This is a genomic window from Streptomyces sp. ALI-76-A (genome assembly GCF_030287445.1).
Taxonomy (GTDB): Bacteria; Actinomycetota; Actinomycetes; order Streptomycetales; family Streptomycetaceae; genus Streptomyces.
In genome coordinates this window covers 1,306,233-1,328,642 of sequence record NZ_JASVWB010000004.1, presented here as the reverse complement: position 1 = coordinate 1,328,642, position 22,410 = coordinate 1,306,233, and the positions used below count along the sequence as shown (strand labels likewise).

Genomic DNA, 22,410 nt, shown 5'->3' with positions numbered 1-22,410 from the left:
ACTTCCGGCCCCGCAGTCACCGCTTCACCGCTCCCAGCTACCGCGCTCAGACGACCACCCGCTTCACGACCTGGAACGAGATCGCCGGCCTACCGGCCACTGCCTGAGGACGGGCCCGGTGCATGCCCCGACCCGGGCCCGGCCTATCCCGATCCACCTTGTGTCCAGCAAAGTCGACAGCGCCATCGCAGGTGGTCTCCGCGTTTCGCGGCGGAGACCACCTCGGTGTGCCAGGCCGCTCCGAAGCCGCCATCTACGTCGGGCGATGACCCATTCCAGGACGCGTCGCCTCGCCCACGAATCCACTCCCGCATGGCGCAGTCTGCACGTCTAGGCTTTCCGGGCCAGACCGGCGGCGATGAGATGTTCCCAGACCGTGAGCTCTCGTCTTTCGCCGCTGTCCCACGCGTTGTCGATCTCGTCGGGACGCCACAGGGATGCGGGGACGATCCCGGGGTCGAGGATCTCCAGGCCGTCCAGCAGGGAGGCGATCTCCGCGTCGGTGCGCCACCGGCCGCGGCCGAACGTCTGCTGGAGGACCTTCTCGGCCTCCGCGGTCTCCGCGTTGTTGCCGGAGCGGAAGTGGCTGACGAAGAAGTAGCTTCCGGACGGGACGTGGTCGCGCCAGTAACGGACGATTCCAGCCGGGTCCTCGTCATCGTTGACGTGGTGGAGGATAGCGCTGAGGATGACGGCGACGGGACGAGCGAAGTCGATGATGTCGACGGTGTCGGGGTGGGTGCGGACGCCTTCGGGGTTGCGCACATCGACGGCGACGACGCGGGTCCGGTCGTTGTTCTCCAGCAGTGCGCGGCCGTAGACCAACACTTGGGGGTCGATGTCGACGTAGACGACCCGGGACTCGGGAGCGTGCCGTTGCGCGACCTGGTGGACGTTGTCCGCGGTCGGCAGCCCACTGCCCAGGTCGATGAACTGCCGAATGCCGGTGGTCTTCGCGATCTCCCTGACCGCCCGTGTCAGTGCCGCACGGTTGGCGAAGGCGATGGCCACCGAGCCGGGCAGGTCGCGCTTGAACACGTCGCCGATCTCGCGGTCCACGGCGTAATTGTCCTTGCCGCCGAGCAGGTAGTCGTAGACGCGGGCGATGCTGGGCTTGGCCGGGTCGATGGAGGTGCCCTCGTTCGTCATGGCTGCCATTCTCCACCGCAACGTCGCCTGTGCAGCCTCATTTTGAGGCCGCCCAGCCGGTCAGGACGCGAGAGGGCGTGAACGCCGAGACTCGGGGCTCCACTGAGTCGAAGACCGGGTCCCGGTGGTCTACGTCACCGTCCCGCCCCTCGCGACCTCCCGCATGTCGGCCGTCAACGGGCCTTGTCCCAAGGCCGGGTAGTTAGCGTTTTCGCAGGTCACACAAGCCAGTTGAAGGATTTCTGACGAAAGACAACGGAGCTCGTTGGTACAGGCAGTCGACCAAGACAGCTTGTTTGCGAGGAGCTCCGTTGCCTTCGCATTGTGTCCTGCCGCTCGCACTGACGACCATCACCCGTACGGCTACGGTGGCCGGGGGCCGGTTCGCGCCGGGACATCTGGGAGAGCTGACGACGGTCGTGCCGTTCGAGCTCGTGGACGCGGTCCTTGCGGAGACGAGAGCTGTACAGCGGCGACTGCGTGATCTGCCGTCGCGGGTCGGTGTCTACTTCCTCCTGGCGATGTGCCTGTTCCCCGAGGTCGGTTATGGCCTCGGGACAAGCTTGAGGTTCCCCCGCTGCGCGGGAGCGGCTGACTAGCAGGTCAGGGCGGGTTGACGTGGTTTCAGGTTCACCGGTTCGGCCGCTGCCTGGTCGGCGTAGTGCTTCTCTTCGAACTCGATGGGGCTGAGGTAGCCGAGGCGCTTTTGGATGCGGCGGGGGTTATAGAAGCCGTCGATGTACTCGAAGAGCACGAGATTCGCCTCGGCCCTGGTCGCGAAGACGCGGCCGCGGATGCACTCGGTCTTGATCAGCATCCACAGGTTCTCCGCCAGGGCATTGTCGAAGGAGTCGCCGACCGAGCCCATGGACGCTTGAACGCCTGCTCCGACCAGGCGGGTTGTGAGCTTGATGGATGTGTATTGGGCTCCGTGATCGGCATGGTGGACGAGTTCGCCGGGGGTGACCTCGCGGCTGGCCAGCGCGTACTCGAGGGAGGTGAGGACCAGGTCGGCGTCCGCGCGGGCGGAGGTCTCCCAGGCCACGACTCTGCGGGAGAAGGCATCGCGGATCGCCGACAGCCACAGTGGCCCCTGCAGAGTGGGGATCATGGTCAGGTCGGTGACCCACAGCCGGTTCGGCGCGGATGCCGTGAAGTCGCGTTGCACCAGGTCAGGGGCAGGGTCGGCGTCCGGGTCGCGGCGGGTGAAGCTCTGGCTCCTACGGGCTGATCCCGGCCAGACCGGCTGGACACCCTCGCGCTTCAGGACGGCATGGATCCTGGGCGATCCGTAGATCCCGCCGGAGTCCTGGTGGATCTGCCGGATCTGCCCGGTCAGCTCGGTGTCCTTGAGGATCCGTTCGCAGGGGTCCTTCTCGGCCTGACGCCAGCGGTAGTAGGTGGAGGAGGGGATGTGCAGTTCCCGCAGGACGGGCTCGACCCCTAGGTGCGGGTGCTCGTCGAGGAGCGCTCTCACCTGGGCCGGGTCGGGTCGAGCTGCGCGGCGAAAAAAGCCGAGGCCGTCCGCAGGACCTCGTTCGCCCGGCGCAGGTCCCGCACCTCGCGCCGCGGCTGGGCGAGCTCGTTCTTCTCTTCGGTCGTGAGCAGGTCGTCCCGCTCGCCGGCGTCGGCCTCGGCCTGCCGGATCCAGTTCCGCAGGGCTTCGTGATGCACGCCGAGTTCCTCGGCCATCCGGCGGATCACGGGCTCCGGCTCGGCAGTCCGGTACATCCGCACCGCACGCTCACGCAACTCCAACGGGTACTTCCTCGGGGCAGGCATCGTCAGGGCTCCTCTCATACGACCCATCTGACCTGCTGTCACCTTTCCCCGCATCTCGGGGGAACCTCAACCCAGACACCGCACGGGACGCGTCGGCCGATTCCCAGACGAGTCGCCCCGGGGCGGTCACAGCGACGCCCACGCTGTGCTGGACGAGCGTCATGTCAGCATGCCCGCAGGCAAGCGAAAAATGCAGCTACCGCGGCGGGTCCTCGCGCAACAGACCCGACTTCCCACGCGCCCTGGTTGATACGAAGCTGCGCAGCAAAAGGTTTGGTCCAAAACCCATATTTTTTCCATGGAGTGAGCGGCCAATCCGGGAGCCGGTCTGTCTCGGATTCCCCATGTGAGCGAAGATCAGAGAGTACCAAGGGCCCAGGTCGCCTGGCGTCGTTGCCTGCTCGGGGCCGTCAGCGGGCTGGTGGCGGGCTATACGGCGCTGGCGGTCGCGGAGCTGGTGTCCGCGGCAGTGCGGCCGCAGGCAGGGCCCGTGGTCGCGGTCGGGTCCGCTGCCATCGACCGCACACCGGCAGCGGTCAAGGACTACGCGATCCGCCACTTCGGCACCAACGACAAACTCGTTCTGCAGCTCGGCATCCTGGCGACCCTGACAGCTCTCGCCCTGCTTCTAGGAGTGCTGGCCGCCCACCGGCGCAGAGCCGGCGCGGCGGGCGTGCTGCTGTTCGGAGTGGTAGGCGCGTGGGCTGCCACAAGCCGTCCTGACTCGACGAGCTGGACGGACGCCCTTCCCTCCGCAGTCGGCGCGGTCGCCGGGGCCGGCGTGCTGTATCTGCTGATGGGCAGGCTTGGCCCCGGCAAGGCCACACACACGCCCGCGCCGGTCAACCAGTCGCGCGGGGACACCCCCACGGCCGCCGGGCCAGCCGGCTCGGCCGCCGTGACGAGGGAAGCAGGCTGGGACCGGCGCGGGTTCATCATCGCGGTCACCGCCGCCGCGGCGGCCTCCACTGCCGCGGGCGCCGTCGGACGGACCCTCAACAACTCCCGCGGCCAGAGTGCCGTGGCCTCACGCAGCAACCTGCTTCTTCCGGCTCCGGCATCCGCCGCCGACGCGGTGCCGAAAGGGGCTCAGCTGCGCATCCCCGGCGTCAGCCTGTTCGTGACGCCGAACAAGGACTTCTACCGGGTGGACACCGCGCTGGTCGTACCGAAGGTGGACGCCACCACCTGGCGGCTGAGGATCCACGGCAAGGGCGTGACCCGCCCCATGACTCTCACCTTCGACGACCTGCTGCGCCGTGAACTCGTCGAGCGGCACATCACGCTGACGTGCGTGTCGAACGAGGTCGGCGGTCCGTACGTGGGCAACGCCCGCTGGATCGGCGTACGCCTGGCGGACCTCCTCGCCGAGTGCGGGGTGAAGCCTCCTTCCAAGGGCGGGCGGGCCGATCAGCTGGTGGCCCGTTCGGTCGACGGTATGACGATCGGCAGCCCGGTGGAGGACGTCATGGACGGACGTGACGCGCTGCTCGCGGTCGGTATGAACAGCGAGCCGCTGCCCTTCGAACACGGCTTCCCGGTCCGCATGCTGGTGCCGGGTCTGTACGGCTACGTCTCGGCCTGCAAGTGGATCGAGGATATCGAACTCACCACGTTCGATGCCTACGACTCCTACTGGGTGAAGCGCAAGTGGGCCCGCAGGGCGCCCATCAAGACGCAGACGCGGATCGACACCCCCAAACCGTTCGCCCGCCCCACGGCCGGAATCGTCATGGTCGCCGGGGTCGCCTGGGCCCAGCACCGCGGCATCGACAACGTCGAGGTCCGCATCGACGACGGCCCCTGGCAGCGCGCCGACCTGGCCACCGAGGACACCCGCGACACCTGGCGCCAGTGGTCTTTGACCTGGAAGGCCACCCGCGGCACCCACACCCTGACCGTGCGGGCCACCGACCGCACCGGCCGGATTCAGACCGAGCGGCGAACCCGCACCATCCCCGACGGAGCCAGTGGATGGCACTCGGTGGTGGTCACCGTCGACTGACCACGCCTGATTCCTCCAGGACCCATCCCCGCCCTTGATCCGGTAAAGCACCCCCACGAGGAGAATTGTTATGAACACCCGTATTCGCCGTGCCGCCGTCGCCGTGGCCGCCGCCGCCGTCCTGCCCATCGCCCTGACCGCCTGTTCCGACGACAGCAAGGACACCTCCTCCAGCTCCAGCAAGGCCTCTTCCTCTGCGAGTGACAAGGCCACCGACAGCTCCGGTGACCTGCCCGCCATGAACGAGCCGTTCGGCCCGGCCTGCTCCACTGTGCCCAAGGACGGCGCCGGCTCCTTCAACGGCATGGCCAAGGACCCGGTCGCCACCGCCGCCTCCAACAACCCGGCCCTGTCCACTTTGGTGACGGCCGTCAAGAAGGCCGGTCTGGTCGACACCCTCAACAACGCCGAGAACATCACCGTGTTCGCGCCGACCAACGACGCCTTCGCGAAGATCCCCAAGGCCACCCTGGACAAGGTCCTGGGCGACAAGGCCCAGCTGACGAAGATCCTCACCTACCACGTGGTGGGCCAGAAGCTCACGCCCAAGGACCTGGAGAGCGGCTCCTACCCCACGCTGGAGAAGTCCAAACTGACGACCGCGGGCTCGGGTGAGTCCTACACCGTCAACGACTCCGCCAAGGTCGTCTGCGGCAACGTCAAGACCGCCAACGCCAACGTCTACATCATCGACACCGTGCTGATGCCCAAGAGCTGAACGCTCACAGCGGTCCGGCTACGCTCTCCGCAAGCGTAGCCGGGCAGAGGGGCCGCCTGTCTTCACCCGGCCCCCGGACGGTGAAGGTGCCCGTTGCCGGCCGGAGTCGCGGACCGACAGCTTCCACGGCAGGGTGGCGGGCGCAGGACACCCCGCCAAGTCCGCCACGGGCGGATCGCGCGGCGAACCGACTGCGTGACGATCTGACAATGTCCGGCCATGCCAGCAAACCATCGAGGGCGGCAAGCCGGACGACCGGTAGCTTCGGACTATTGGTACAAGGCGAGTTCTTCTGACCCTGGAGCGTGGCGTGGTGAAAGAGCCGGTGCACATCGGGCGGCATCCATCGGCCCGGCCGGACCTGGAAAAGCTCCTGGGTGAGGTCGCGGGCGGGGACCAAGAGGCCTTCGCTGTCATCTATGACGCAACCGTCTCGCCGGTCCTGGGGGTTGCCCGTCGTGTGCTGCGCAACCAGGCGCAGTCTGAAGAAGTCGCGCAGGACGTGTTGGTGGAGGTGTGGCGGACCGCTGCCCGATACCGGCCCGAACGCGGTACGGCCATCAACTGGATCCTTACACTCGCCCATCGACGGGCTGTGGACCGGGTGCGCTCGGTCGAAGCCTCGAGCGCGCGGGAGCACAAGGCCGCGCTGCTGGACCAGACTCCCGAGTACGACGAGGTTACCGAACAGGTCGAGGCACGCTTCGAACGTGAACAGGTCAAGCGCTGCCTGCGCACGCTCACTGAACTCCAGCGCCAGTCGGTCACCCTGGCGTACTACCGAGGACTGACCTACCGCGAGGTTGCCGAGCTTCTGGCCCTTCCGCTGGGCACCGTCAAGACCAGACTCCGCGACGGCCTGATCAGGCTCCGGGACTGCCTAGGAGTGAGCGTATGAAGACCATCGACCTGCACACCCTCACCGGGGCCTACGCACTCCACGCACTGACCGCAGCGGAGGCCAGTTCCTTCGAACGCCACCTTGCGACCTGTGAGGCCTGCGCCCAGGAGGTGCAGGAGCTGAAGGAAACCGCGGCCCGTCTGGGCCTAGCCGCAGCGGTCACAGCTCGCCCCGAACTCAAAGAGCACGTGATGCGGCGCATCAGCACTGTCCGGCAGGTAGGACCGCGACTTGCCCCCGTCTCCTCCCCCAGCTCCCGCTCGCGCGCCCGCCGCGTGCCGCGATGGGCGCTGGCTGCCTGCCTGGCCGCTGCGACCGCCCTGGGCGGTGGTACCACCATCTGGCAGCACGAACGCGCCCAGGACGCCACCGAACAGGCCCGCCGCACCGAGCAGCGTGCCGGCTCCCTCGCCACCGTCCTGGCCGCCCCCGATGCCAAGACCCGCACCACCCGCTTCGCGGACGGGGCCACCGCAACCGTCATCGTGTCCAGAAGCCTCAACCAGGCCGCCTTCGTCACCGCAGGACTGGCCGAGCCCCCGGCAGGCAAGGTGTACGAGCTCTGGTTCGACGACGGCGGCGCCATGCGACCGGCCGGATTCGTGAACCCCACGCGTGCGGCCACCGCCGTCCTGATGCGCGGAGGAATCGGCAGCGCATCCGGTATGGGCCTCACTCTCGAGCCCACCGGCGGCTCTCCCCAGCCGACATCCTCACCGCTCGTACTCATGCCATTTCCTGCCTGAAGGCGCGCGATTGCGGTGCGCCGGCCCGGCGCGGACTCGGGAGCGATCATGCCGAGGAACCGGGAAAGGAATCGTCCTGAAGATGCGGCCGCGCCGTCAGCACGGGATCTAGTGCCGTGGCAGGCAGGGAGGACTGGCTGTCTGGGCCGGCCAAGCCGGCCGCATCCGCGATCAGGACGAACGGCGTGAAGAGGGCCAGCAGAAGGCGTTGCGGCATGCCGGGCCGCCGGGATCTCCCCGAGTGAACCACTGAACGGATCGTCATGCCGCAGCGCAGCCCAGTCAGCGAAACGCGGACACACGTAGGTCAGGCGCGGTGCCAGGGTGCGACTGTGGCTGCGGAGCGGAACGCTTCCTGCCGCCGCGGTACGCGCGTCAGCCATCAGAGTCGGTCAGCGCCACGGGCGATGCGTCGGCGCAGCACGTACGCGCCTGCTCCCAGGCCGCCCAGGAGCGCGAGTCCGCCGACAGCCGTCGAGCCGGAAGTGGCAAGACCGCTGCCACCGGTGTGCATGCCGCCTTTCGGCTTGTCGTGCTCACCACCGGCGTCCTTGTACTCGCCCTTCTTGTACTCATCCTTGTTGTACTCGTGGTCGCTGCTGTAGGAGTGGTCGTCCTTGTCCCCGTCACCGGCGCTGGAGGCGTAGGCGCCAGGGGCTGCGATGGCGAGGGCAGCCGTGGCCGCAGCCGCGGCGAGGAAAGTGCGGACAGAGCGCATGCGTGATTCCTTCCGTCGCAGCCTGCGTCAGCTGACGTGCTGTCGGCTGGCGTGCTGTCGGCTGGTGGAAAGCGCGGCGCGGATGTCATCGGGCTCCCACTTCGATCCGGCGAGGAGGTGCTGCAGGCCGTCGGGCGTGGGGTGGCCGGCCTGTTCGGCCAGCTGCCAGCTGTTCTTGCGAGCGACTGGAGCGAGTAGCCCGCGTACGTAGTCACGCATACGTCGGCGGAGCTCGACCCGACCGAAGCGGTGCCCGATGGTCAGGAAGAGATCGTCCAGTTCGAGGTCCCACTGCGCGGCGGCAGACCGGATGAGGCGCCTGTCCATCCTGCTCCTGTTGCTCAGCTTGTCACCGTTTGCGGGCCGCAGCGCGAGGGCGGCGTCCCGCCGGGCGTACCGATCGCCCCCAGCAGCGACTCGCGGTGGTCGGGCCGAATCGCCAGAACGTGGGCCCGGCCGGGCCGGCCAGGCAGCGAGGGCTCCGTCCTTCAGGCGGTGATAGCGATGAGGGCGAGGGGGTCGGTGGTGGGCTGCCGGGAGCCGCCGGCGGGTTCGATTGTGATGCCGACAGCCACAGCACCGGCCAGAGGGCCCTCCAGAACACGAGAAGGCCGCTCCGCGGTGCCCGGAAGAAGGCCGGCGGGACGCAGGTCGCCCGCTTCGGCGGCATACCAGAGTTCGTAGACCTTGTCTTCAGCCAGCACTGGAAGGTCGTCAGCGGCGAAGACCGCCCGGGCCTTGGATCGGGATACGACGACAGCTGCCGTGCCTCCGCCGGTCAGCGTACCGGTGTGCAGGGTGGCGTCGGGCGCGGTCACGACGTCGGTGAGTGCACGGTTGGCGGTGTGTGCTCGGGCGGACTGGACGCGGGCCTCGTCGGCTTGGGAGTACTGCCATGCGGCGACGCCGCCGAGAAGGGCAGTTGCGGCGATGCTTACAGCCAGTGCGAAGCGCACAGCACGGTACCTGGCCACCGGGTACGGATGACGAGGTTGGTCCTGAGGGATCCGGCTGATGGCGTCAAGGGCGCGGGCGCGCAGTTGCGGCCGTACAGCGGCATTCTCTGCACTGGCGAGGCTGGCGGTGATCTCCATGAAGGCGGCAACGTCCGCTCGGCAGTCCTCGCAGCCGGCGAGATGGTTTTCGAACGCGGCTTCCTCAGCCGGGGGCAGGGCGTGCAGGACGTAGGCGCCGGCGGCGAGGTGCGGATCTTCCTCGGGCGTCATGTGCCGGCCTCCAGGCAGGCGCGCAGCTGCCGCAGGCCCGCGCGCATGCGGGACTTCACCGTGCCCTCGGGGGTGGACAGCGCCTCGGCCACTTCGAGGTAGGTCAGGCCCTGGTAGAAGGCGAGCACCAAAGGGACCCGCTGCAGGCGGGTCAGCGCGGCCAGGCAGCGGTAGATACGCCGCTGCTCGTCATGCTCCTGGACGGTTTCCGCGACCTGGTCGAAGGCTCGTTCGGAAAGGAGCTGGCCGGCGCGCTGCTCGCGTTCCGAGCTGGCATGGGCGGCACGTACCCGGTCGACCGCGCGGCGATGTGCGAGGGTGAGTACCCACGCTTTGGCCGTCCCGCGCTCGGGGTTGTAGCGGTCCGCGGTGCGCCAGACCTCGACCATGACGTCCTGGGTCACCTCCTCTGCCTGAGCGGCATCCCGCAAAATCCGGCGGGCCAGTCCCATGACCGTGGCAGAGAAGGCGTCATAGACTCCGGCGAACGCGTCCTTGTCACCACCGGCCACACGGGTCAGCAGGTCCTCCGCTCGCGGGTTCGGTTCGGTTCTGTGCAGCAAGCCCTGCTCTCCTTAACCTGGTGCTCTCAGCTGATCCTGTCCCGCCGCCCGCCCGGGTCTGACCCTGGCATCGGTCAGCGGAAGGTGCAGGGCGGCCGTGGCAGGAGAGTGAGACCTGCGCTGAGCGGTGCGGGAGCTGTTGGGCGCACCCGGCGTTGGGTGTTGCGCTCACGGGTCCAGCTCGAGCAGGACGTGCACCGTCTTGCCACCGATTGCGGGGACCACGGTGACCTGCCCGCCCAGCTGGCGGACGATTCCCATACCGAAGCCGCCGTGCTCGTCCCCGGTCGTCTGCTGTCGAAGGTCGGGCAAGTCCTCGCTTTGGTCGGCGACAGCGATGTCCAACTGCCCATCCTGAACGGTGAGCGTCAACCGGCACGAGTCATGGGTGTGACGGACGACGTTGGTCACCAGTTCAGAGACAACGAGCACCGCGTCTTGCACATGGTCGGACGGTTCGGTGGCCTTCAGCCACCGTTCGGCGATACGGCGGGCGACAGCCGGGGCGCGCAGACCCTTCGGCAGGGCGACGGCGTGCTGCGCCGTCGCCGGCGCTGATGCGGTGGCAGGCATGACCGCTCCTCTGAACGAATCAGTCGGTGCAAAAGCACCCTTTGCAAATGATTCGTAGCCACAGAACCGGCAGATGGCACGAAGCTGCATCCCGATTGCTCCACCCCTGCAACCTGGATCGGGGCGGACGGCTCGTTCACGGTTCGCCTCTCAGGAGCGATCGCATCCTCGCTCCTTCAGGAGCAGTAACAGACTGTTGAGAGGAACGCACCGGGGATTGTGTCGCAACCTGGCGCAGCGCCGAGCCAGCCGAGTCTCGATCGAAGGCAGCGCCGCGGGACAAAAGATCTTATCACTTAGAGTGACGCGACTCCCACCGTCAGCAGGCATCGCGAGCCGCGAACATATCGCTCATCCCACTCCGTCAGTGGATGTTCTGCACAGTTGCGAGATTCTCGCCCTGTTTCCTCATCCGTCCTCCCGTCGGCTTCGAATCCCTCATGTCCGGCACAGCGAGGCGAAAGGCAACGCTCCTCCCCACAACCCGGCCGTGCCACCTGCATGACCGGGCGGGTCGGAAAAGGACACCTCCTCAATGTGCTCATCGCTCAACTTTCAAAGGAGATGCGTCGATGACCGCATCCATGCGAGTCCGCCGCATGGTGGCCGGAGCCGCCGCGACGGGACTGCTGGCCGGAGGCGCCGCGCTCGGCATGTCCGGCACCGCCAGCGCGGCTCCCGCGCCCACGTCTGCCGTCACCGTGGTCGCTGGCGACCACCATGACAGGTGCGAGTGGAAGAAGGGCCACTGGGAGAAGAAGTGGGTCAAGGGCCACTGGGAGAAGAAGCAGGTCCATCACAAGACCTGGCACAAGGGCCACTACGACAAGCACGGTACCTGGCACAAGGGCCACTTCAAGCACCACTACTCCTACAAGTGGGTCCACGTCCCCGGACACTGGGACCACCACTGGATCAAGGGCCACTGGGACTGCAAGCACCACTGAGCTGAACACCGTCGGCGAGGGCCGGGTCGTTCCACGATCCGGCCCTCACGCAAGTCGGCCAGCGCTGGTAGGGCTTGGTCAGGTCTATTCGCCTAGTGTCCTGAGTCGGGAATTCTGTTCAGATATCCGGCGAGGCGTTCAAGGATCTCGTCCGCGGTCTTCGTCCAGACGAAGGGTTTCGGGTCTTCGTTCCAGGTCTTGATCCAGGTGCGGATGTCCTTCTCCAGGGCCTGGACGTTCTTGTGGACGCCTCGCCGTATCTGCTTGTCGGTGAGCAGGCCGAACCACCGCTCGACCTGGTTGAGCCAGGAGGAGCTGGTGGGGGTGAAGTGCACGTGGAAGCGGGGATGCGCGGCCAGCCATCGCTGAATGGCGGGGGTCTTGTGCGTCGAGGCGTTGTCGCAGATCAGGTGCACGTCCAGCCCGTCGGGCACCTCCTTGTCGATCCGGGTCAGGAACTTCTTGAACTCCACGGCGCGATGCCGGCGGTGGATCTGGCCGATCACCTCGCCGGTGGCGGTGTTCAGCGCGGCGAACAGAGTGGTGACGCCGCCGCGCACGTAGTCATGGGTGCGGCGCTCGGGCATGCCCGGCATCATCGGCAGCACAGGCGCCGACCGGTCCAGAGCCTGGATCTGCGTCTTTTCGTCGACACAGAGCACCAGCGCATGCTCGGGCGGAGCGAGATACAGCCCGACCACGTCACGAACCTTCTCGATGAACTGCGGATCCCTGGACAGCTTGAAGGTGTCCACCAGGTGTGGCTTGAGGCCGAAGGTTCGCCAGATCCGCGCGATGGCCGACTGAGACAGCCCCACCTCCTTGGCCATGGACCGCGTCGACCAGTGCGTGGCGTCCTTCGGCGTGGTCTCCAGCGTCTTGACGACCACTTCCTCGACCTGGCCGTCGGTGATCTTCCGCGGTCCGCCCGGACGCGGTTCGTCAGTCAGGCCCTCCAGCCGGTCCCGGACGAACCGGGCCCGCCACCGGCTCACCGTGTGTGCCTCGACGCCCAGCCGGCCCGCAACATCCTTGTTCGAGGCGCCGGTTGCGCTCTCCAGCACAATCCGGCACCGCAGAGCCAGCGCCTGCGACGACGTCCGCCGTCTCGCCCAACGCGTCAGCGTCTCGCGCTCGTCATCGGTCAGTACCAGCTCGGCCTTCGGCCGTCCCATCCTCGCCACCCGGCCATCATGCCGAAGCAACAGAGACTTACGCAGCGAATTCCCGACTCAGGACACTAGTTTGCGAGTCGGTTTTTTTTACTCGCGGACAAAGCCACCCGGTTGCGCTGCGAAGGGCCGGCCGTTGAGTCAGGCCGCGGACGGCGGCCTCGCCACGTACCGCCAACCGGTTCCCTTTGGACTATTCGGCCGTGTTCTGCTGGCGCAGGCCTGCGCCAGCGGAACAGCCTGGACGGCGGGCTCACCGGCTCACCCGTCGCCTCCGCCGACGCGCCCTCTGGTGCCGCCGCCGTGCCAACGCGGCGGCGGCACCGGTAGCTCACCGCCGACAAGCCCCAGACGGTGGCCGCCCTCGCGCAAGCGCTGCCAGCTGACCCGCTGGATCCAGCGACGAGACCGGCTTCCCGCCGCCCATCAGGCCATCGCCGGCCTCCACCGCCTGAGCGACATCTCGTGAGCAGACAGGCGCGGTGCGGAGCGGAACTCGCCTGAATGACCGTCGTAACGTGCTGCAATCTTGTGAGCGTGTTTGTGTCACAGGTGACGCCCGGTATTCGGTCCGGGCCTGTCTCCCTGGGAGATTCACATGCGTGCAGCAGTACTCGCTCCTGCCCTGGCGCTCGCGCTGGCCCTGCCCGCCGCGGCGGTGGCGGCAGCGGACGAGAGGTACCCGGGCGGTCTGGACGTCGTCGGTCTCACGGTCGATCAGCGACTCGTCAGCTTCTCCGAGAACACACCGTCCTCGCCCCGTTCACTCGGCCACATCCGCGGCCTAAAAAAGGACAGCAAGCTGGTGGGAATCGACTACCGCGTCCAGAACAGAAAGCTGTACGGCGTCGGCGACCGAGGCGGCATCTACACCATCAGCAGCTACGCGAAAGCCACCAAGGTGTCCCAGCTGACAGTGGCACTGGAGGGCAGGTACTTCGGCGTCGACTTCAACCCGGCCGCCAACCGGCTGCGTGTCATCAGCGACACGGGCCAGAATCTGCGGCACAACATCGACGACCCCGCAGCCCCGCGGGTCACCACCGTCGACGGCAGGCTGACCAACCCGGCGGTCCCGCCCGCCACCACACCCACCCCCGCACTGGGCGTGACCGGCGCCGCCTACACCAACAACGACCTCAACCCCGCAACCGCGACAACGCTGTTCGACATCGACACCGTCAACGACCGAGTCTCGCTGCAGTCCCCGGCCAACGCCGGCACCCTCGCCCCCACTGGCAGCCTCGGCGTCAACGCAGGACCCAACGCAGGCTTCGACATCTACTACGCTCCCAAGGCCGGGACCAACCAGGGCTTCGCCGCCCTGAAGGTGAGCGGCGCCTACCGCTTCTACCGCGTCAACATCCTCAACGGCAGGGCCGAGCGCGTCGGCACCTTCCCCGCCAGCCGGCAGGTCTTCGACATCGCCCTCCCCCTGAACCAGGACGACACCGGCCCCCGCGGCGGCATGAACACCGGCGGCGGAGCCGCGGCCACCGTAGCCAAGTAGCCCCCGAACGCGGCCCGGCCGAGGTGCCGGTGAGGACCCCCGCGCCGCAATCCACGGGGGCCAGTACTTCCTCTACTCTGGTATCTCCAGCCGAGTGCAAATCCCCGTCCGGGCCGACACTATTCTCGTCTACCACACGCACCCCAAGGGGCTCCCTTACCCGAGCCCGGCAGACAGGAAGCCTCTGATCTGCAGCTCTTTGAAACCGAATTGGATGCCAGAGGAATCACAGCGAGTGTTCCGGAAAGCGAGTGAGGTTCCCCCGCTGTGCGGGGTGGCTGACTAGCTGGTCAGGGCGGTTTGACGTGGTTTCAGGTTCACTTGTTCGGTCGTTGCCTGGTTGGCGTAGTGCTTCTCCTCGTACTCGATCGGGCTGAGGTAGCCGAGTCGTTTCTGGATGCGGCGAGGGTTGTAGAAGCCGTCGATGACCCTGTTGCCCAATTCGAGTGAAGCCAGCGTGATCACGGGGCATGCGGCGTCCGGGGCCATGAGCGTGTTGGGCGACGGTCTCAAGGGCACGAGCTGGGTGTCCGGCCGCGGGGAACTGGGGGTGCGGCGGTGTCGATGCGCTCGGACTCGGGAGCGGAGGTTCCTGACCTGACGCGGGATGTGGCTCGCGCGGCGTTCCCCAAGGGCTGTCTGGCCATGAGGATCCGGGACGGCCTCGGTCCGCTGTTCTCGGATGAGGATTTCAAGGCAGCCTTCGGGGTCAGGGGGCGTCCCGGGATCTCGCCCGGCCGGCTGGCCCTGGTCAGCGTCCTGCAGTTCGCCGAGAACCTGACTGATCGCCAGGCCGCGCACGCGGTGCGGGCCAGGATCGACGTGAAGTACCTGCTGGGCCTGGAGCTGACCGACCCCGGCTTCGACCACACAGTGCTGACCGGGTTCCGGGACCGGCTGCTGGCGCATGGCATGGAAGCGAGGGTCCTGGACCTGCTGCTGGAGCGCCTCGCCGAGCTGGGGCTGGTCGGCTCCGGAGGGAGGCAGCGCACGGACTCGACACACGTACTCGCCGCGGTCCGCGGCCTCAACCGCCTGGAGTTCATCGGCGAGACGCTGCGGGCGGTGCTGGAAGCGCTCGCCGCAGCCGCGCCGGACTGGCTGCGCACGTCGATGGACCCGGCGTGGCAGGAACGCTACGGGGCGCGGGTCGACGCCTACCGACTGCCGACCGACGAGCAGGAGCGGCGCACCCTCGCCCGGCAGATCGCCACTGACGGATACCGCCTGCTCGAAGCTGTCTTCGCGCCGACGGCGCCAGGATGGCTGCAGCAGGTGCCTGCCGTCACCGTCCTGCGCACGGTGTGGGTGCAGCAGTTCACGCGCACTGTCACCGACGGCGAAGAGGAGGTGACCTGGCGGGGGAAGGACGATCTCCCGCCGAGCAGAGCAATGATCGCCTCGCCCTACGATCCTGAGGCCCGGTACGCCAAGAAGCGCGGATCCGCCTGGGTCGGCTACAAGATCCATCTCAGTGAGAGCTGTGACGACCCTGGGGCGTCGAAGCGCCCGCACTTGATCACCCACGTTGTCACGACCGACGCCACGGTCAACGACGCGATGGTCGTCGAGGAGGTCCACGACCGACTCACCAGCAAGGGTCTCTTACCAGGGGAGCATCTCCTGGACGCTGGCTACACCTCGGCCGAGCTGCTGCTCACCGCGCCGACCACCCGTGGCGTCTGCGTCGTCGGCCCAGTCCGGTCCAACAACACCCGGCAGTCGACATCGGGCGGAGGCTTCGGCAAGTCCGCCTTCACCATCAACTGGCAGGCCAAGCACGCACTTTGCCCGACCGGTGCCACCAGCAGGTATTGGACGGAGGGAGTGGACAACAACGGCCGGGACGCGATCCGCATCCGCTTCGCGACCGCCACCTGCGCGCCCTGCCCGGTGCGCGATCAGTGCACCAGATCCACCCAGTACGGGCGGCAGCTGACTATCCGGCCCCAGGAACAGGACGCGGTGTTGGAACGCGTCCGGGCGGAGCAGTCCACCGACGAGTGGAAGGACCGCTACGCGGCCCGCGCCGGCGTGGAAGGCACCATCCACCAGGCCGTCGCGACCGCCGGCGTCCGCCGGACCCGCTACATCGGCCTGGCCAAGACGCGGCTCGCGCACATTCTCACAGCAACCGCCATCAACTTGATCCGCCTCGACGCCTGGTGGAACGAAATCCCCCTCGCGCGCACGCGCATATCCCGACTGGCAGCCCTTGACCTCGCTGCGTGAGGTCAATTGGGCAACAGGGTCCGTCGATGTACTCGAAGAGTGCGAGGTTCGCTTCGGCTCTGGTGGCGAAGACGCGGCCGCGGATGCACTCGGTCTTGATGACCATCCATAGGTTCTCCGCCAGGGCGTTGTCGAACGAGTCGCCGACCGAGCCCATAGACGCCTGGATGCCTGCTCTGAGCAGGCGAGTTGTGAGCTTCACGGACGTGTATTGACAGCCGTGATCGGCGTGGTGAATAAGCTCGCCGGGGGCGACTTCGCGGCTGGCCAGGGCATACTCCAGCGTGGTCAGGACCAGGTCGGCGTCCGCGCGGGCGGAGGTTTCCCAGGCCACCACCCGGCGGGAGAAGGCGTCGCGGATCGCGGACAGCCACAGCGGGCCCTCCTCGGTCGCGATCATGGTCAGGTCGGTGACCCACAGCCGGTTCGGCACGTTCGCGGTGAAGTCGCGTTGCACCAGGTCAGGGGCCAGATCCGCGTCCGGAGCACGTCGGGTGAAACCCTTGCCCCGCCGGGGACTGATCCCGGCCAGGCCGGCCTGGCGCATGAGCCGTTCAACGCGTTTGCGGCCGACGTGGACGCCTTCACGCCGGAGGACGGCGTGCACGCGGGGTGAGCCGTAGGTCCCGCCGGAGTCGGCGTGGACCTGCCGGATCTTCCCTGTGAGCTCAGCGTCCTGGCGGCGTCGCTCGCATGGCTCCTTCTCGGCCTGGCGCCATCGGTAGTAGGTGGAGGAGGGGATGGAAAGTTCCCGGAGTACGGGCTCGACCCCCAGGTGCGGGTGCGCATCGACGAGCGCGGTCACCTGGGCCGGGTCGGGTCGAGCTGGGCCGCGAAAAAAGCCGAGGCCGTCCGCAGGACCTCGTTCGCCCGTTTGAGCTGGGCATTCTCCTTCCGCAGAGCGGCCAGCTCCTCACGCTCGGCGGTGGTGAGGATGTCGTCTCGCTCGCCGGTATCGGCCTCGGCCTGACGGATCCAGTTACGCAGAGCCTCGTGGTGCACGCCGAGTTCCTCGGCCATGCGGCGGATCACGGGCTTCGGCTCGGCGGTCCGGTACATCCGAACCGCACGCTCACGCAACTCCAGCGGGTACTTCCTCGGGGCAGGCATCGTCTGGGCTCCTCTCGTGAGACCCATCTGACCCTCTGTCACCCATCCCCGCATCTCGGGGGAACCTCAGAGAGCCGTTCAGACTTCTTGATGCCTTCGAAAAGGCAGGATCTCCGATGCGCTCGTCCCGGATCATCCCCGTCGGAAGGGGCGGCATGGTCGTCACCTTCACTAAGCATGGAGTAACCCCATGACGGACGGACGCGAGAGCCTGGATTACCTCTGGGACGGAACCGAAGATGGGTGGGTCGTCATCACATCCGACCTCGGGCTCGGCGCCATCTACAACACCGAGACACACATGGCTCTCCTCCTTGAGGATGAGACCGAATACGAGTACGTGATCGAAGCTATGCGCGAACACGGCCGTACCTTCCTAGACGCTATGCCATGAGAGACAAGGCGGCCCGCCCAGCTGTCAAGGGCGGGCCGTCGGATGGGCCTTCCCCCGGGAAGGTGGGCACGCGGTTATTGATCACGCGGCGAGCGTGAGTTTAGCGGTGTGGTGTGGGTGTTCGTATTCGTTGGGGCTGAGGTGGCCGTTGGCGGAGTGCCGGCGGCGGGTGTTGTAGCGGGTCAGCCAGGCGAAGACGGTCCTGCGGCAGGTGTCGGCGTAGCCGAACGCGAGGGCTGGCTCGGCGAAGTCGAAGGGCTCCATGTCAGCCTCGCCGGTGCCAAAGCCAAACTCGCTCAGATCCTCGGGCCTGAGCCCGGCCCACCAGCTCGTCAATCAGCCGGTCGTCCGCAGACTTCGACGACGCCGCCTCAGACGGCTCGACGGGTTCCACCTCGGTCACGTTGTCGCTGGTCATCGATGCATCTTCCATGATCGGGAGTTACACCGAATTTTTACAGTCCCCAACGAGGCACCCCGCAAGGTGCGGGGTGCCTCGTTGCGGGTAGGGCGTTGTCTAGCAGATCTAGCAGATGCCGGTGAGTTTGGTGTTGCTGTACGGGGTGCTGCTGGAGGAGGAGGTGATGATGTGGCAGCCGGGCTGGACGTCGTCGACGCGCAGGAAGCCGTTGTCGTAGGTGGCGGCGACGCTGTTGCCGTCCATGTTGACGCTGGTCGTGCCTGCCGTGCCACCGGGCAGGTACACCGAGGCGGTCGTGTTGGCCGGCACGTTCACGCTGATGTCGACGCGTCCGTCACTGGTGGTGTCGTAAGCGGCGCCTATGGTGCCCTGTGCCGTGGGAACTGTGACGTTCGCCCACGTGACCGAGTTCGGCTGCGGCTTGACCTGGAAGGTCCGGTAGCCCGGGGTTCTGGGCTGGATGCCGAACATGCTTTGGGGGATCGTGAAGGCGGGGGCGGATGCCCACGGGTGGGAGTAGGTGGTGTTGGACTTGAGCGACAGGTCCCAGGCCTCCATGGTGGCACCGGCCCCGTCGTTAATCATGTTCATCCAGCTTCGGGTGCCGGTCGATGTCAGCATGGTGTGGGCGAGGTCGGGCCGGTTTCCCTCATACAGGGACTGGATGACGAACGGGGCGCAGTACACGCTGCACGCCATGCCGCGGCTGCCCAGGTATGAGGCGACCTGCGCGGCCTGAGCGGAGTCGGCGATACCGAGGGCGGTCGCGAAGGCACTGGCCTGGACGGCGTGGTGGTTGATCACCGTGCCGTCGTTGTTCAGCCCGTCGCGGTAGGCGCCCTTGGTGGAGTCCCACATCCTCGAGTTGACCGCGTCCTTGATGGCGTTTGCCTTGGCGGTGTAGGTGGCGGCGTCCGAGCTCTTGCCCAGCGCGGTGGCGATGTCGGCCATGTCCCTGTAGGAGCGGAAGGCGATGGCGTTGACGACGGTGTTGTAGGAGGTGAAGACGTAGCCGTCGCGCTCGGAGGCGGGCCAGTCCACGATGTCGCAGTCGGTGCAACTGCTGGCACCCGAGCTGCCGGTGGTCTTGTGGATCAGGCCGGTCGCGGACTCGTACCACTCGTCCGGCAGCTTGCCCTGCAGCGCGGTGTACGCGGCGGACAGCGGCTCAGTGTTGCCGGTGGTCTCATAGCTGTCGTGCATGGCCATGATGACGTACATGGGCCACTCGGTGGGCCAGGTGCGGTTGGACTTCAGGAAGTTCAGCGAGTAGTCGCCGAGTGCGGTGTCGCCGCCCGTGTAGAGGTTGCCCATGAGCTGGAGGTAGGTGTCGGCCTCGTAGATGTCGCGCTCGCGCTCCCACGAGTCGACGTACAGGTTCAGGTTGGTCGCCTCGATGGTGTTGCGGGACAGTGCCCAGACCTGGTTGAGCGTGCTGTCGGAGGAGTCGAAGGCGCCTGCCGACTCGTCGAACGGGTAGAGGTAGGCCTCGGCCTTGAAGTCGGACGCGGTCAGCCCTGTGGGGGCGCCTATGACCTGGACGTAGCGGAAGACGCGCAGGCCCCAGGTTTCCAGCTGCTGGCTGCCGGTTTTCAGGACCCACTTGTCCTGGTAGGTGTTGCCGGCGGAGGTCTGGTACTTGACCGTGTTGGTGCCGGAGGTGACCTGACCGTAGCGGATGTCGACCACCTGCCCGGAGGTGCCGGTCAGGTTCAGGGACAGACCACCGACCCAGGTGCGGCCGTAGTCGATGAAGTAGTTGCCGGAGGAGTACTCGGTGACCGAGGCGGGCGTCTTGAACGTCTGCCGGACCTTTGCGGTGGGCGCGGGCTGGAGGTCGCTGAAGGCGCTCTTGGTGACCGCCGAGGGCCAGGCGGAGGCGTCGAAGCCGGGCGTGGCGAAGCCGAACGGGTATCGGCGGGCGTCGAAGTTCTCCTTGGGTGCCGTGTAGTAACTGGTGCCGATGGAGCCGACGTTCGGCAGGATGCGGGTGCCGTCCAGGGACTTCCAATGGGAACCGGTGCCGAAGGTCTTCGTGGTGCCGTCGGTGTACCGGACCACCAGTTTGGCGAGGAGGCGCCGGTCGCTGGTGGTGTAGGCGAGAGCGCCGACGGTGTTCGCGGCGCCCGCGTTCAGCAGGGAGGTGACGTCGTAACCGTCGTAGCGGGCTTCGGAGCCGACCGGGCGGGTCGGGCCGACGCCGACGAAGCTGCCGTTGACCCACAGCTTGTAGACGAACTGCCGGGCCGGGGTGGTCGAGGCGCCCGTGGCGTACAGGTGTGCCCAGGCGATGCTCTTGCCGGAGGCGAGCGTGGTGGTGCCGCGGAGGAAGGTCCAGCTCGGAATCGTCAGCAGCCCGGTGCCGCAGTTCTTGCTCGTGCCGATCGACAGGGCGCCACTGGTGAGGGTGCCGCAGCTGAAGTCGGCGTTGGTGGCGTCGCTGAAGTCGTTGCTGTACAGGAGTCGGTTGTTGGGGTCGGTGACGGTGAGGTCGTCGAAGGTGGCCTGCTCGGTGCTGCCGGTGCGGAACCCGATGCCGCCGGCGGAGAACGTGGCGTCGGTGGTGGTGTCGATCTGGGTCCAGGTGCTGTCGGAGTGCGCCTTCAGGGACGTGGTGAAAGTCGAGCCCGACGCGACGATCTTGAAGTCGTAGGTGGAACCGGTGGTGAGGGCGAAGGGAAGGGCTTGGGCGGTCTTCAGCGCGGTGAACGTGCCGTTCTTCTGGACCTGGGGGGCGATGGTGTTCTCACCGTTGCCCTTGAACTGCCACAGGTAGTAGTTGCTGGTGTCCTGCGCGCGGAAGGTGACACTGGCGTACTTGGCGTTGATGACGAAGCTGCCCTGGAAGGTGTAGTCCGTCCACGCCGTGGGGGCGCCGCTCCAGACCGGGGTGGCCCCGGACCAGGTGGTGCCGGGCCCGGTGCCGAAGGTGGCGGAGGTGGACCAGGGGGAGACCGCGCCCGAGGAGTCCCAGGTCCGGACCCGCCAGTAGTAGCCGGAGGAGGCGGTCACGGCCGGGCCGCCGTAGGAGACGTTGCTGTCGGCGGTGGAGGTGACCTGACCCGAATCCCACACATCAGGGGTGCCGGTAAGGGCCGAGGAGGTCGTGGCGACCTGGACCTGGTACGCCGTCTGGTGGTCGCCGCCGACGTGCCAGCCGAGCAGCGGGGTGGAGGCGGGGGCCACGTCGACGGGCGCGGTCAGGCCGTTCATGGTCAGCACCGTGGGCGCGGCCTGGGCGGCGCTCGCCTGGGGCAGCTGCGCGGTCACGCCGCCGACGACCACGAACCACATGGTGAGCAGAGTCAAAAAGAGGGCCCGTGGAGGTCTGACTTGGTGGGATCTTCTGTGTCTTCCGGCCATGCGGAAGAAGAGGGCGGGAGATGACACGAGGTCTCCTTGATACGTTTCAATCTGAGGGAGACATCTCCCTGACCAAGGACGGAGCGGAGTGGCTGAATCCTGCGGTGCTGCACGACGGGCTGTCAACACTTCTGACATGCGAGTGAAACGAGACAGCAGCATGGCATGGGCATGCTGAATTGATTTTGACCTTGATGTATAGGCGGCCGGCAGCCGATTCAGATTTGAAATGTTTCAGTTCCTGGGCGGAGATGACTCGCGTGCACCTGAGGAGAGGCGCTGATGGCCCTTTGATCGAGAACGTCGTCGCAAGCGGAAAGGCGCGGCAGAAGGCGCCGAGCTGTCGGCTCCCGTGGGCTCAGGCACTGCTGTCCGACCGGGCGGACCCCTGCTGACCGACACAGGCAGACCGTTCCCGCGTCAGATTTCGCTGCCAAGTTCGGCACGGACATGAGCATGGCGGCATCGTGACAGTCGCAGCTTCGCGCGCCGAAGAGGAGGCACCGGCCTCCTCATGGCCGTCCCCGCCCTACTGCTCTTGGGCCTTTCGGTCTCGTACCTCTCGCGTGCGTGGCGGCGCGCAGCCTCGCGCGCGGGGATGGCCACGGCTCCATCGGCCGGGTCGCCTTCAGGGGCCGGCGCAGCGACCTGACCGGCCGCGATCATCACAGATGCCGAAACTGGCCGGGCCATCGACCTGCCTCACCTGCGCAGCTTCAGCAACGGTCTCGAAATCGACCGGTCCGCCGTGAACGCCGGCCTCACCTTGCCCTACCACAACGGCCGCACCGAAGGCGTCAACACCCACACCAAGAGGATCATGGGACAGATTCACAGCGCGCCGGATTCGACCTCCCGCCACCGCATCCTCCTACCCTGA

At 67.2% G+C, this 22,410-nt stretch carries 21 protein-coding genes and 4 pseudogenes; 10 read left to right on the top strand and 15 right to left on the bottom strand.

Annotated elements, in window-relative coordinates; translation table 11 throughout:
• Positions 1–330: 330 nt before the first annotated feature.
• Entirely contained in the window at positions 331–1,158 is an 828-nt protein-coding gene (locus QQS16_RS42250; protein WP_286067953.1) for an SAM-dependent methyltransferase, read from the bottom strand.
• Positions 1,159–1,478: 320 nt separating this feature from the next.
• Between QQS16_RS42250 and QQS16_RS42245 the strand changes: the two are divergent.
• A pseudogene (locus QQS16_RS42245) lies at positions 1,479–1,697 on the top strand (transposase domain-containing protein); the annotation flags it as partial.
• Between the two features lie 47 nt (positions 1,698–1,744).
• Here the strand turns inward: QQS16_RS42245 and QQS16_RS42240 are convergent.
• Positions 1,745–2,626: an IS3 family transposase gene (locus QQS16_RS42240; RefSeq protein WP_286067952.1), complete on the bottom strand. Its 882-nt coding sequence runs from the start codon at positions 2,624–2,626 to the stop codon at positions 1,745–1,747.
• Positions 2,623–2,931 carry a transposase gene (locus QQS16_RS42235; RefSeq protein ID WP_286067951.1) on the bottom strand — a complete coding sequence of 103 codons (309 nt, stop codon included), beginning with the start codon at positions 2,929–2,931 and terminating at the stop codon, positions 2,623–2,625. The genes QQS16_RS42240 and QQS16_RS42235 overlap by 4 nt, the downstream gene beginning before the upstream one ends.
• A gap of 346 nt (positions 2,932–3,277) precedes the next feature.
• Between QQS16_RS42235 and QQS16_RS42230 the strand changes: the two genes are divergently transcribed.
• The 4 genes from QQS16_RS42230 (at position 3,278) to QQS16_RS42215 (ending at position 7,301) form a co-directional block, all read left to right on the top strand.
• Positions 3,278–4,936: a molybdopterin-dependent oxidoreductase gene (locus QQS16_RS42230; RefSeq protein ID WP_286067950.1), complete on the top strand. Its 1,659-nt coding sequence runs from the start codon at positions 3,278–3,280 to the stop codon at positions 4,934–4,936.
• A gap of 70 nt (positions 4,937–5,006) precedes the next feature.
• Positions 5,007–5,654, top strand: a complete 648-nt coding sequence (locus tag QQS16_RS42225) for a fasciclin domain-containing protein (protein ID WP_286067949.1) — start codon at positions 5,007–5,009, stop codon at positions 5,652–5,654.
• A gap of 313 nt (positions 5,655–5,967) precedes the next feature.
• Complete coding sequence (locus QQS16_RS42220; RefSeq protein WP_286068166.1) at positions 5,968–6,552, top strand: sigma-70 family RNA polymerase sigma factor; 585 nt, start codon at positions 5,968–5,970, stop codon at positions 6,550–6,552.
• The gene (locus QQS16_RS42215; protein ID WP_286067948.1) at positions 6,549–7,301 is read left to right on the top strand and encodes an anti-sigma factor; all 753 of its coding nucleotides are present in this window, start codon (positions 6,549–6,551) and stop codon (positions 7,299–7,301) included. Before QQS16_RS42220 ends, QQS16_RS42215 begins: the two co-directional genes overlap by 4 nt.
• 382 nt (positions 7,302–7,683) lie before the next feature.
• Here the strand turns inward: QQS16_RS42215 and QQS16_RS42210 are convergent, their stop codons facing one another.
• From QQS16_RS42210 to QQS16_RS42190, 5 genes and pseudogenes are all read right to left on the bottom strand, one after another.
• The gene (locus tag QQS16_RS42210; RefSeq protein ID WP_286067947.1) at positions 7,684–8,019 is read right to left on the bottom strand and encodes a hypothetical protein; all 336 of its coding nucleotides are present in this window, start codon (positions 8,017–8,019) and stop codon (positions 7,684–7,686) included.
• Between the two features lie 69 nt (positions 8,020–8,088).
• Positions 8,089–8,346, bottom strand: a pseudogene (locus QQS16_RS42205) (transposase); the annotation flags it as partial.
• A gap of 161 nt (positions 8,347–8,507) precedes the next feature.
• Positions 8,508–9,245, bottom strand: coding sequence for an anti-sigma factor (locus QQS16_RS42200; protein WP_286067946.1), 738 nt, complete (start codon positions 9,243–9,245; stop codon positions 8,508–8,510).
• Positions 9,242–9,808 (bottom strand): ECF RNA polymerase sigma factor SigK, encoded by a 567-nt coding sequence (gene sigK, locus QQS16_RS42195; RefSeq protein WP_286067945.1) that lies wholly within the window; start codon positions 9,806–9,808, stop codon positions 9,242–9,244. Before sigK ends, QQS16_RS42200 begins: the two co-directional genes overlap by 4 nt.
• 168 nt (positions 9,809–9,976) lie before the next feature.
• Positions 9,977–10,381, bottom strand: a complete 405-nt coding sequence (locus QQS16_RS42190; protein ID WP_286067944.1) for an ATP-binding protein — start codon at positions 10,379–10,381, stop codon at positions 9,977–9,979.
• Positions 10,382–10,953: 572 nt separating this feature from the next.
• On the opposite strand from QQS16_RS42190, the gene QQS16_RS42185 reads away from it, so the two are divergent.
• A complete protein-coding gene (locus QQS16_RS42185) occupies positions 10,954–11,328 on the top strand; it encodes a hypothetical protein (protein WP_286067942.1) in 375 nt (124 codons plus the stop codon).
• A gap of 92 nt (positions 11,329–11,420) precedes the next feature.
• On the opposite strand, the gene QQS16_RS42180 is transcribed toward QQS16_RS42185, so the two are convergent.
• Entirely contained in the window at positions 11,421–12,503 is a 1,083-nt protein-coding gene (locus QQS16_RS42180) for an IS630 family transposase (RefSeq protein ID WP_286067536.1), read from the bottom strand.
• Positions 12,504–13,098: 595 nt separating this feature from the next.
• On the opposite strand from QQS16_RS42180, the gene QQS16_RS42175 reads away from it, so the two are divergent.
• Positions 13,099–14,010 (top strand): DUF4394 domain-containing protein, encoded by a 912-nt coding sequence (locus QQS16_RS42175; RefSeq protein ID WP_286067941.1) that lies wholly within the window; start codon positions 13,099–13,101, stop codon positions 14,008–14,010.
• A gap of 282 nt (positions 14,011–14,292) precedes the next feature.
• Here QQS16_RS42175 and QQS16_RS42170 read toward each other — a convergent pair whose 3' ends face one another.
• Positions 14,293–14,499, bottom strand: a complete 207-nt coding sequence (locus QQS16_RS42170) for a hypothetical protein (protein WP_286067940.1) — start codon at positions 14,497–14,499, stop codon at positions 14,293–14,295.
• A gap of 69 nt (positions 14,500–14,568) precedes the next feature.
• Here QQS16_RS42170 and QQS16_RS42165 point away from each other — a divergent pair, with 69 nt between their 5' ends.
• Positions 14,569–16,242 (top strand): IS1182 family transposase, encoded by a 1,674-nt coding sequence (locus QQS16_RS42165; protein ID WP_502963984.1) that lies wholly within the window; start codon positions 14,569–14,571, stop codon positions 16,240–16,242.
• On the opposite strand, the gene QQS16_RS42160 is transcribed toward QQS16_RS42165, so the two are convergent.
• The gene (locus tag QQS16_RS42160; protein ID WP_286067939.1) at positions 16,151–17,047 is read right to left on the bottom strand and encodes an IS3 family transposase; all 897 of its coding nucleotides are present in this window, start codon (positions 17,045–17,047) and stop codon (positions 16,151–16,153) included. The genes QQS16_RS42165 and QQS16_RS42160 overlap by 92 nt on opposite strands.
• Positions 17,044–17,352, bottom strand: coding sequence for a transposase (locus tag QQS16_RS42155; RefSeq protein WP_286067938.1), 309 nt, complete (start codon positions 17,350–17,352; stop codon positions 17,044–17,046). Before QQS16_RS42155 ends, QQS16_RS42160 begins: the two co-directional genes overlap by 4 nt.
• 190 nt (positions 17,353–17,542) lie before the next feature.
• Between QQS16_RS42155 and QQS16_RS42150 the strand changes: the two genes are divergently transcribed.
• Complete coding sequence (locus QQS16_RS42150; RefSeq protein ID WP_286067937.1) at positions 17,543–17,746, top strand: hypothetical protein; 204 nt, start codon at positions 17,543–17,545, stop codon at positions 17,744–17,746.
• Positions 17,747–17,827: 81 nt separating this feature from the next.
• Here the strand turns inward: QQS16_RS42150 and QQS16_RS42145 are convergent, their stop codons facing one another.
• From QQS16_RS42145 to QQS16_RS42140, 3 genes and pseudogenes are all read right to left on the bottom strand, one after another.
• Positions 17,828–18,010, bottom strand: coding sequence for a hypothetical protein (locus tag QQS16_RS42145; protein WP_286068179.1), 183 nt, complete (start codon positions 18,008–18,010; stop codon positions 17,828–17,830).
• A 37-nt stretch (positions 18,011–18,047) separates the two neighbouring features.
• Positions 18,048–18,164: pseudogene (locus QQS16_RS44220) on the bottom strand (transposase); the annotation flags it as partial.
• 108 nt (positions 18,165–18,272) lie between these two features.
• On the bottom strand, positions 18,273–21,461 hold the full coding sequence (locus QQS16_RS42140; RefSeq protein ID WP_286067936.1) for a family 78 glycoside hydrolase catalytic domain: 3,189 nt from the start codon (positions 21,459–21,461) through the stop codon (positions 18,273–18,275).
• 754 nt (positions 21,462–22,215) lie between these two features.
• On the opposite strand from QQS16_RS42140, the pseudogene QQS16_RS42135 reads away from it, so the two are divergent.
• Positions 22,216–22,410, top strand: a pseudogene (locus QQS16_RS42135) (ISL3 family transposase); the annotation flags it as partial.

What these genes read in the sequence shown, in the direction of transcription:
- QQS16_RS42250 (WP_286067953.1), bottom strand. Translation starts at nt 1,158, where the DNA reads ATGGCAGCCATGACGAACGAGGGCACCTCCATCGACCCGGCCAAGCCC.
- QQS16_RS42235 (WP_286067951.1), bottom strand. Translation starts at nt 2,931, where the DNA reads ATGCCTGCCCCGAGGAAGTACCCGTTGGAGTTGCGTGAGCGTGCGGTG.
- QQS16_RS42225 (WP_286067949.1), top strand. Translation starts at nt 5,007, where the DNA reads ATGAACACCCGTATTCGCCGTGCCGCCGTCGCCGTGGCCGCCGCCGCC.
- QQS16_RS42215 (WP_286067948.1), top strand. Translation starts at nt 6,549, where the DNA reads ATGAAGACCATCGACCTGCACACCCTCACCGGGGCCTACGCACTCCAC.
- QQS16_RS42210 (WP_286067947.1), bottom strand. Translation starts at nt 8,019, where the DNA reads ATGCGCTCTGTCCGCACTTTCCTCGCCGCGGCTGCGGCCACGGCTGCC.
- QQS16_RS42200 (WP_286067946.1), bottom strand. Translation starts at nt 9,245, where the DNA reads ATGACGCCCGAGGAAGATCCGCACCTCGCCGCCGGCGCCTACGTCCTG.
- QQS16_RS42190 (WP_286067944.1), bottom strand. Translation starts at nt 10,381, where the DNA reads ATGCCTGCCACCGCATCAGCGCCGGCGACGGCGCAGCACGCCGTCGCC.
- QQS16_RS42185 (WP_286067942.1), top strand. Translation starts at nt 10,954, where the DNA reads ATGACCGCATCCATGCGAGTCCGCCGCATGGTGGCCGGAGCCGCCGCG.
- QQS16_RS42180 (WP_286067536.1), bottom strand. Translation starts at nt 12,503, where the DNA reads ATGGGACGGCCGAAGGCCGAGCTGGTACTGACCGATGACGAGCGCGAG.
- QQS16_RS42175 (WP_286067941.1), top strand. Translation starts at nt 13,099, where the DNA reads ATGCGTGCAGCAGTACTCGCTCCTGCCCTGGCGCTCGCGCTGGCCCTG.
- QQS16_RS42170 (WP_286067940.1), bottom strand. Translation starts at nt 14,499, where the DNA reads ATGGCCCCGGACGCCGCATGCCCCGTGATCACGCTGGCTTCACTCGAA.
- QQS16_RS42155 (WP_286067938.1), bottom strand. Translation starts at nt 17,352, where the DNA reads ATGCCTGCCCCGAGGAAGTACCCGCTGGAGTTGCGTGAGCGTGCGGTT.
- QQS16_RS42150 (WP_286067937.1), top strand. Translation starts at nt 17,543, where the DNA reads ATGACGGACGGACGCGAGAGCCTGGATTACCTCTGGGACGGAACCGAA.
- QQS16_RS42145 (WP_286068179.1), bottom strand. Translation starts at nt 18,010, where the DNA reads ATGGAGCCCTTCGACTTCGCCGAGCCAGCCCTCGCGTTCGGCTACGCC.
- QQS16_RS42140 (WP_286067936.1), bottom strand. Translation starts at nt 21,461, where the DNA reads ATGTGGTTCGTGGTCGTCGGCGGCGTGACCGCGCAGCTGCCCCAGGCG.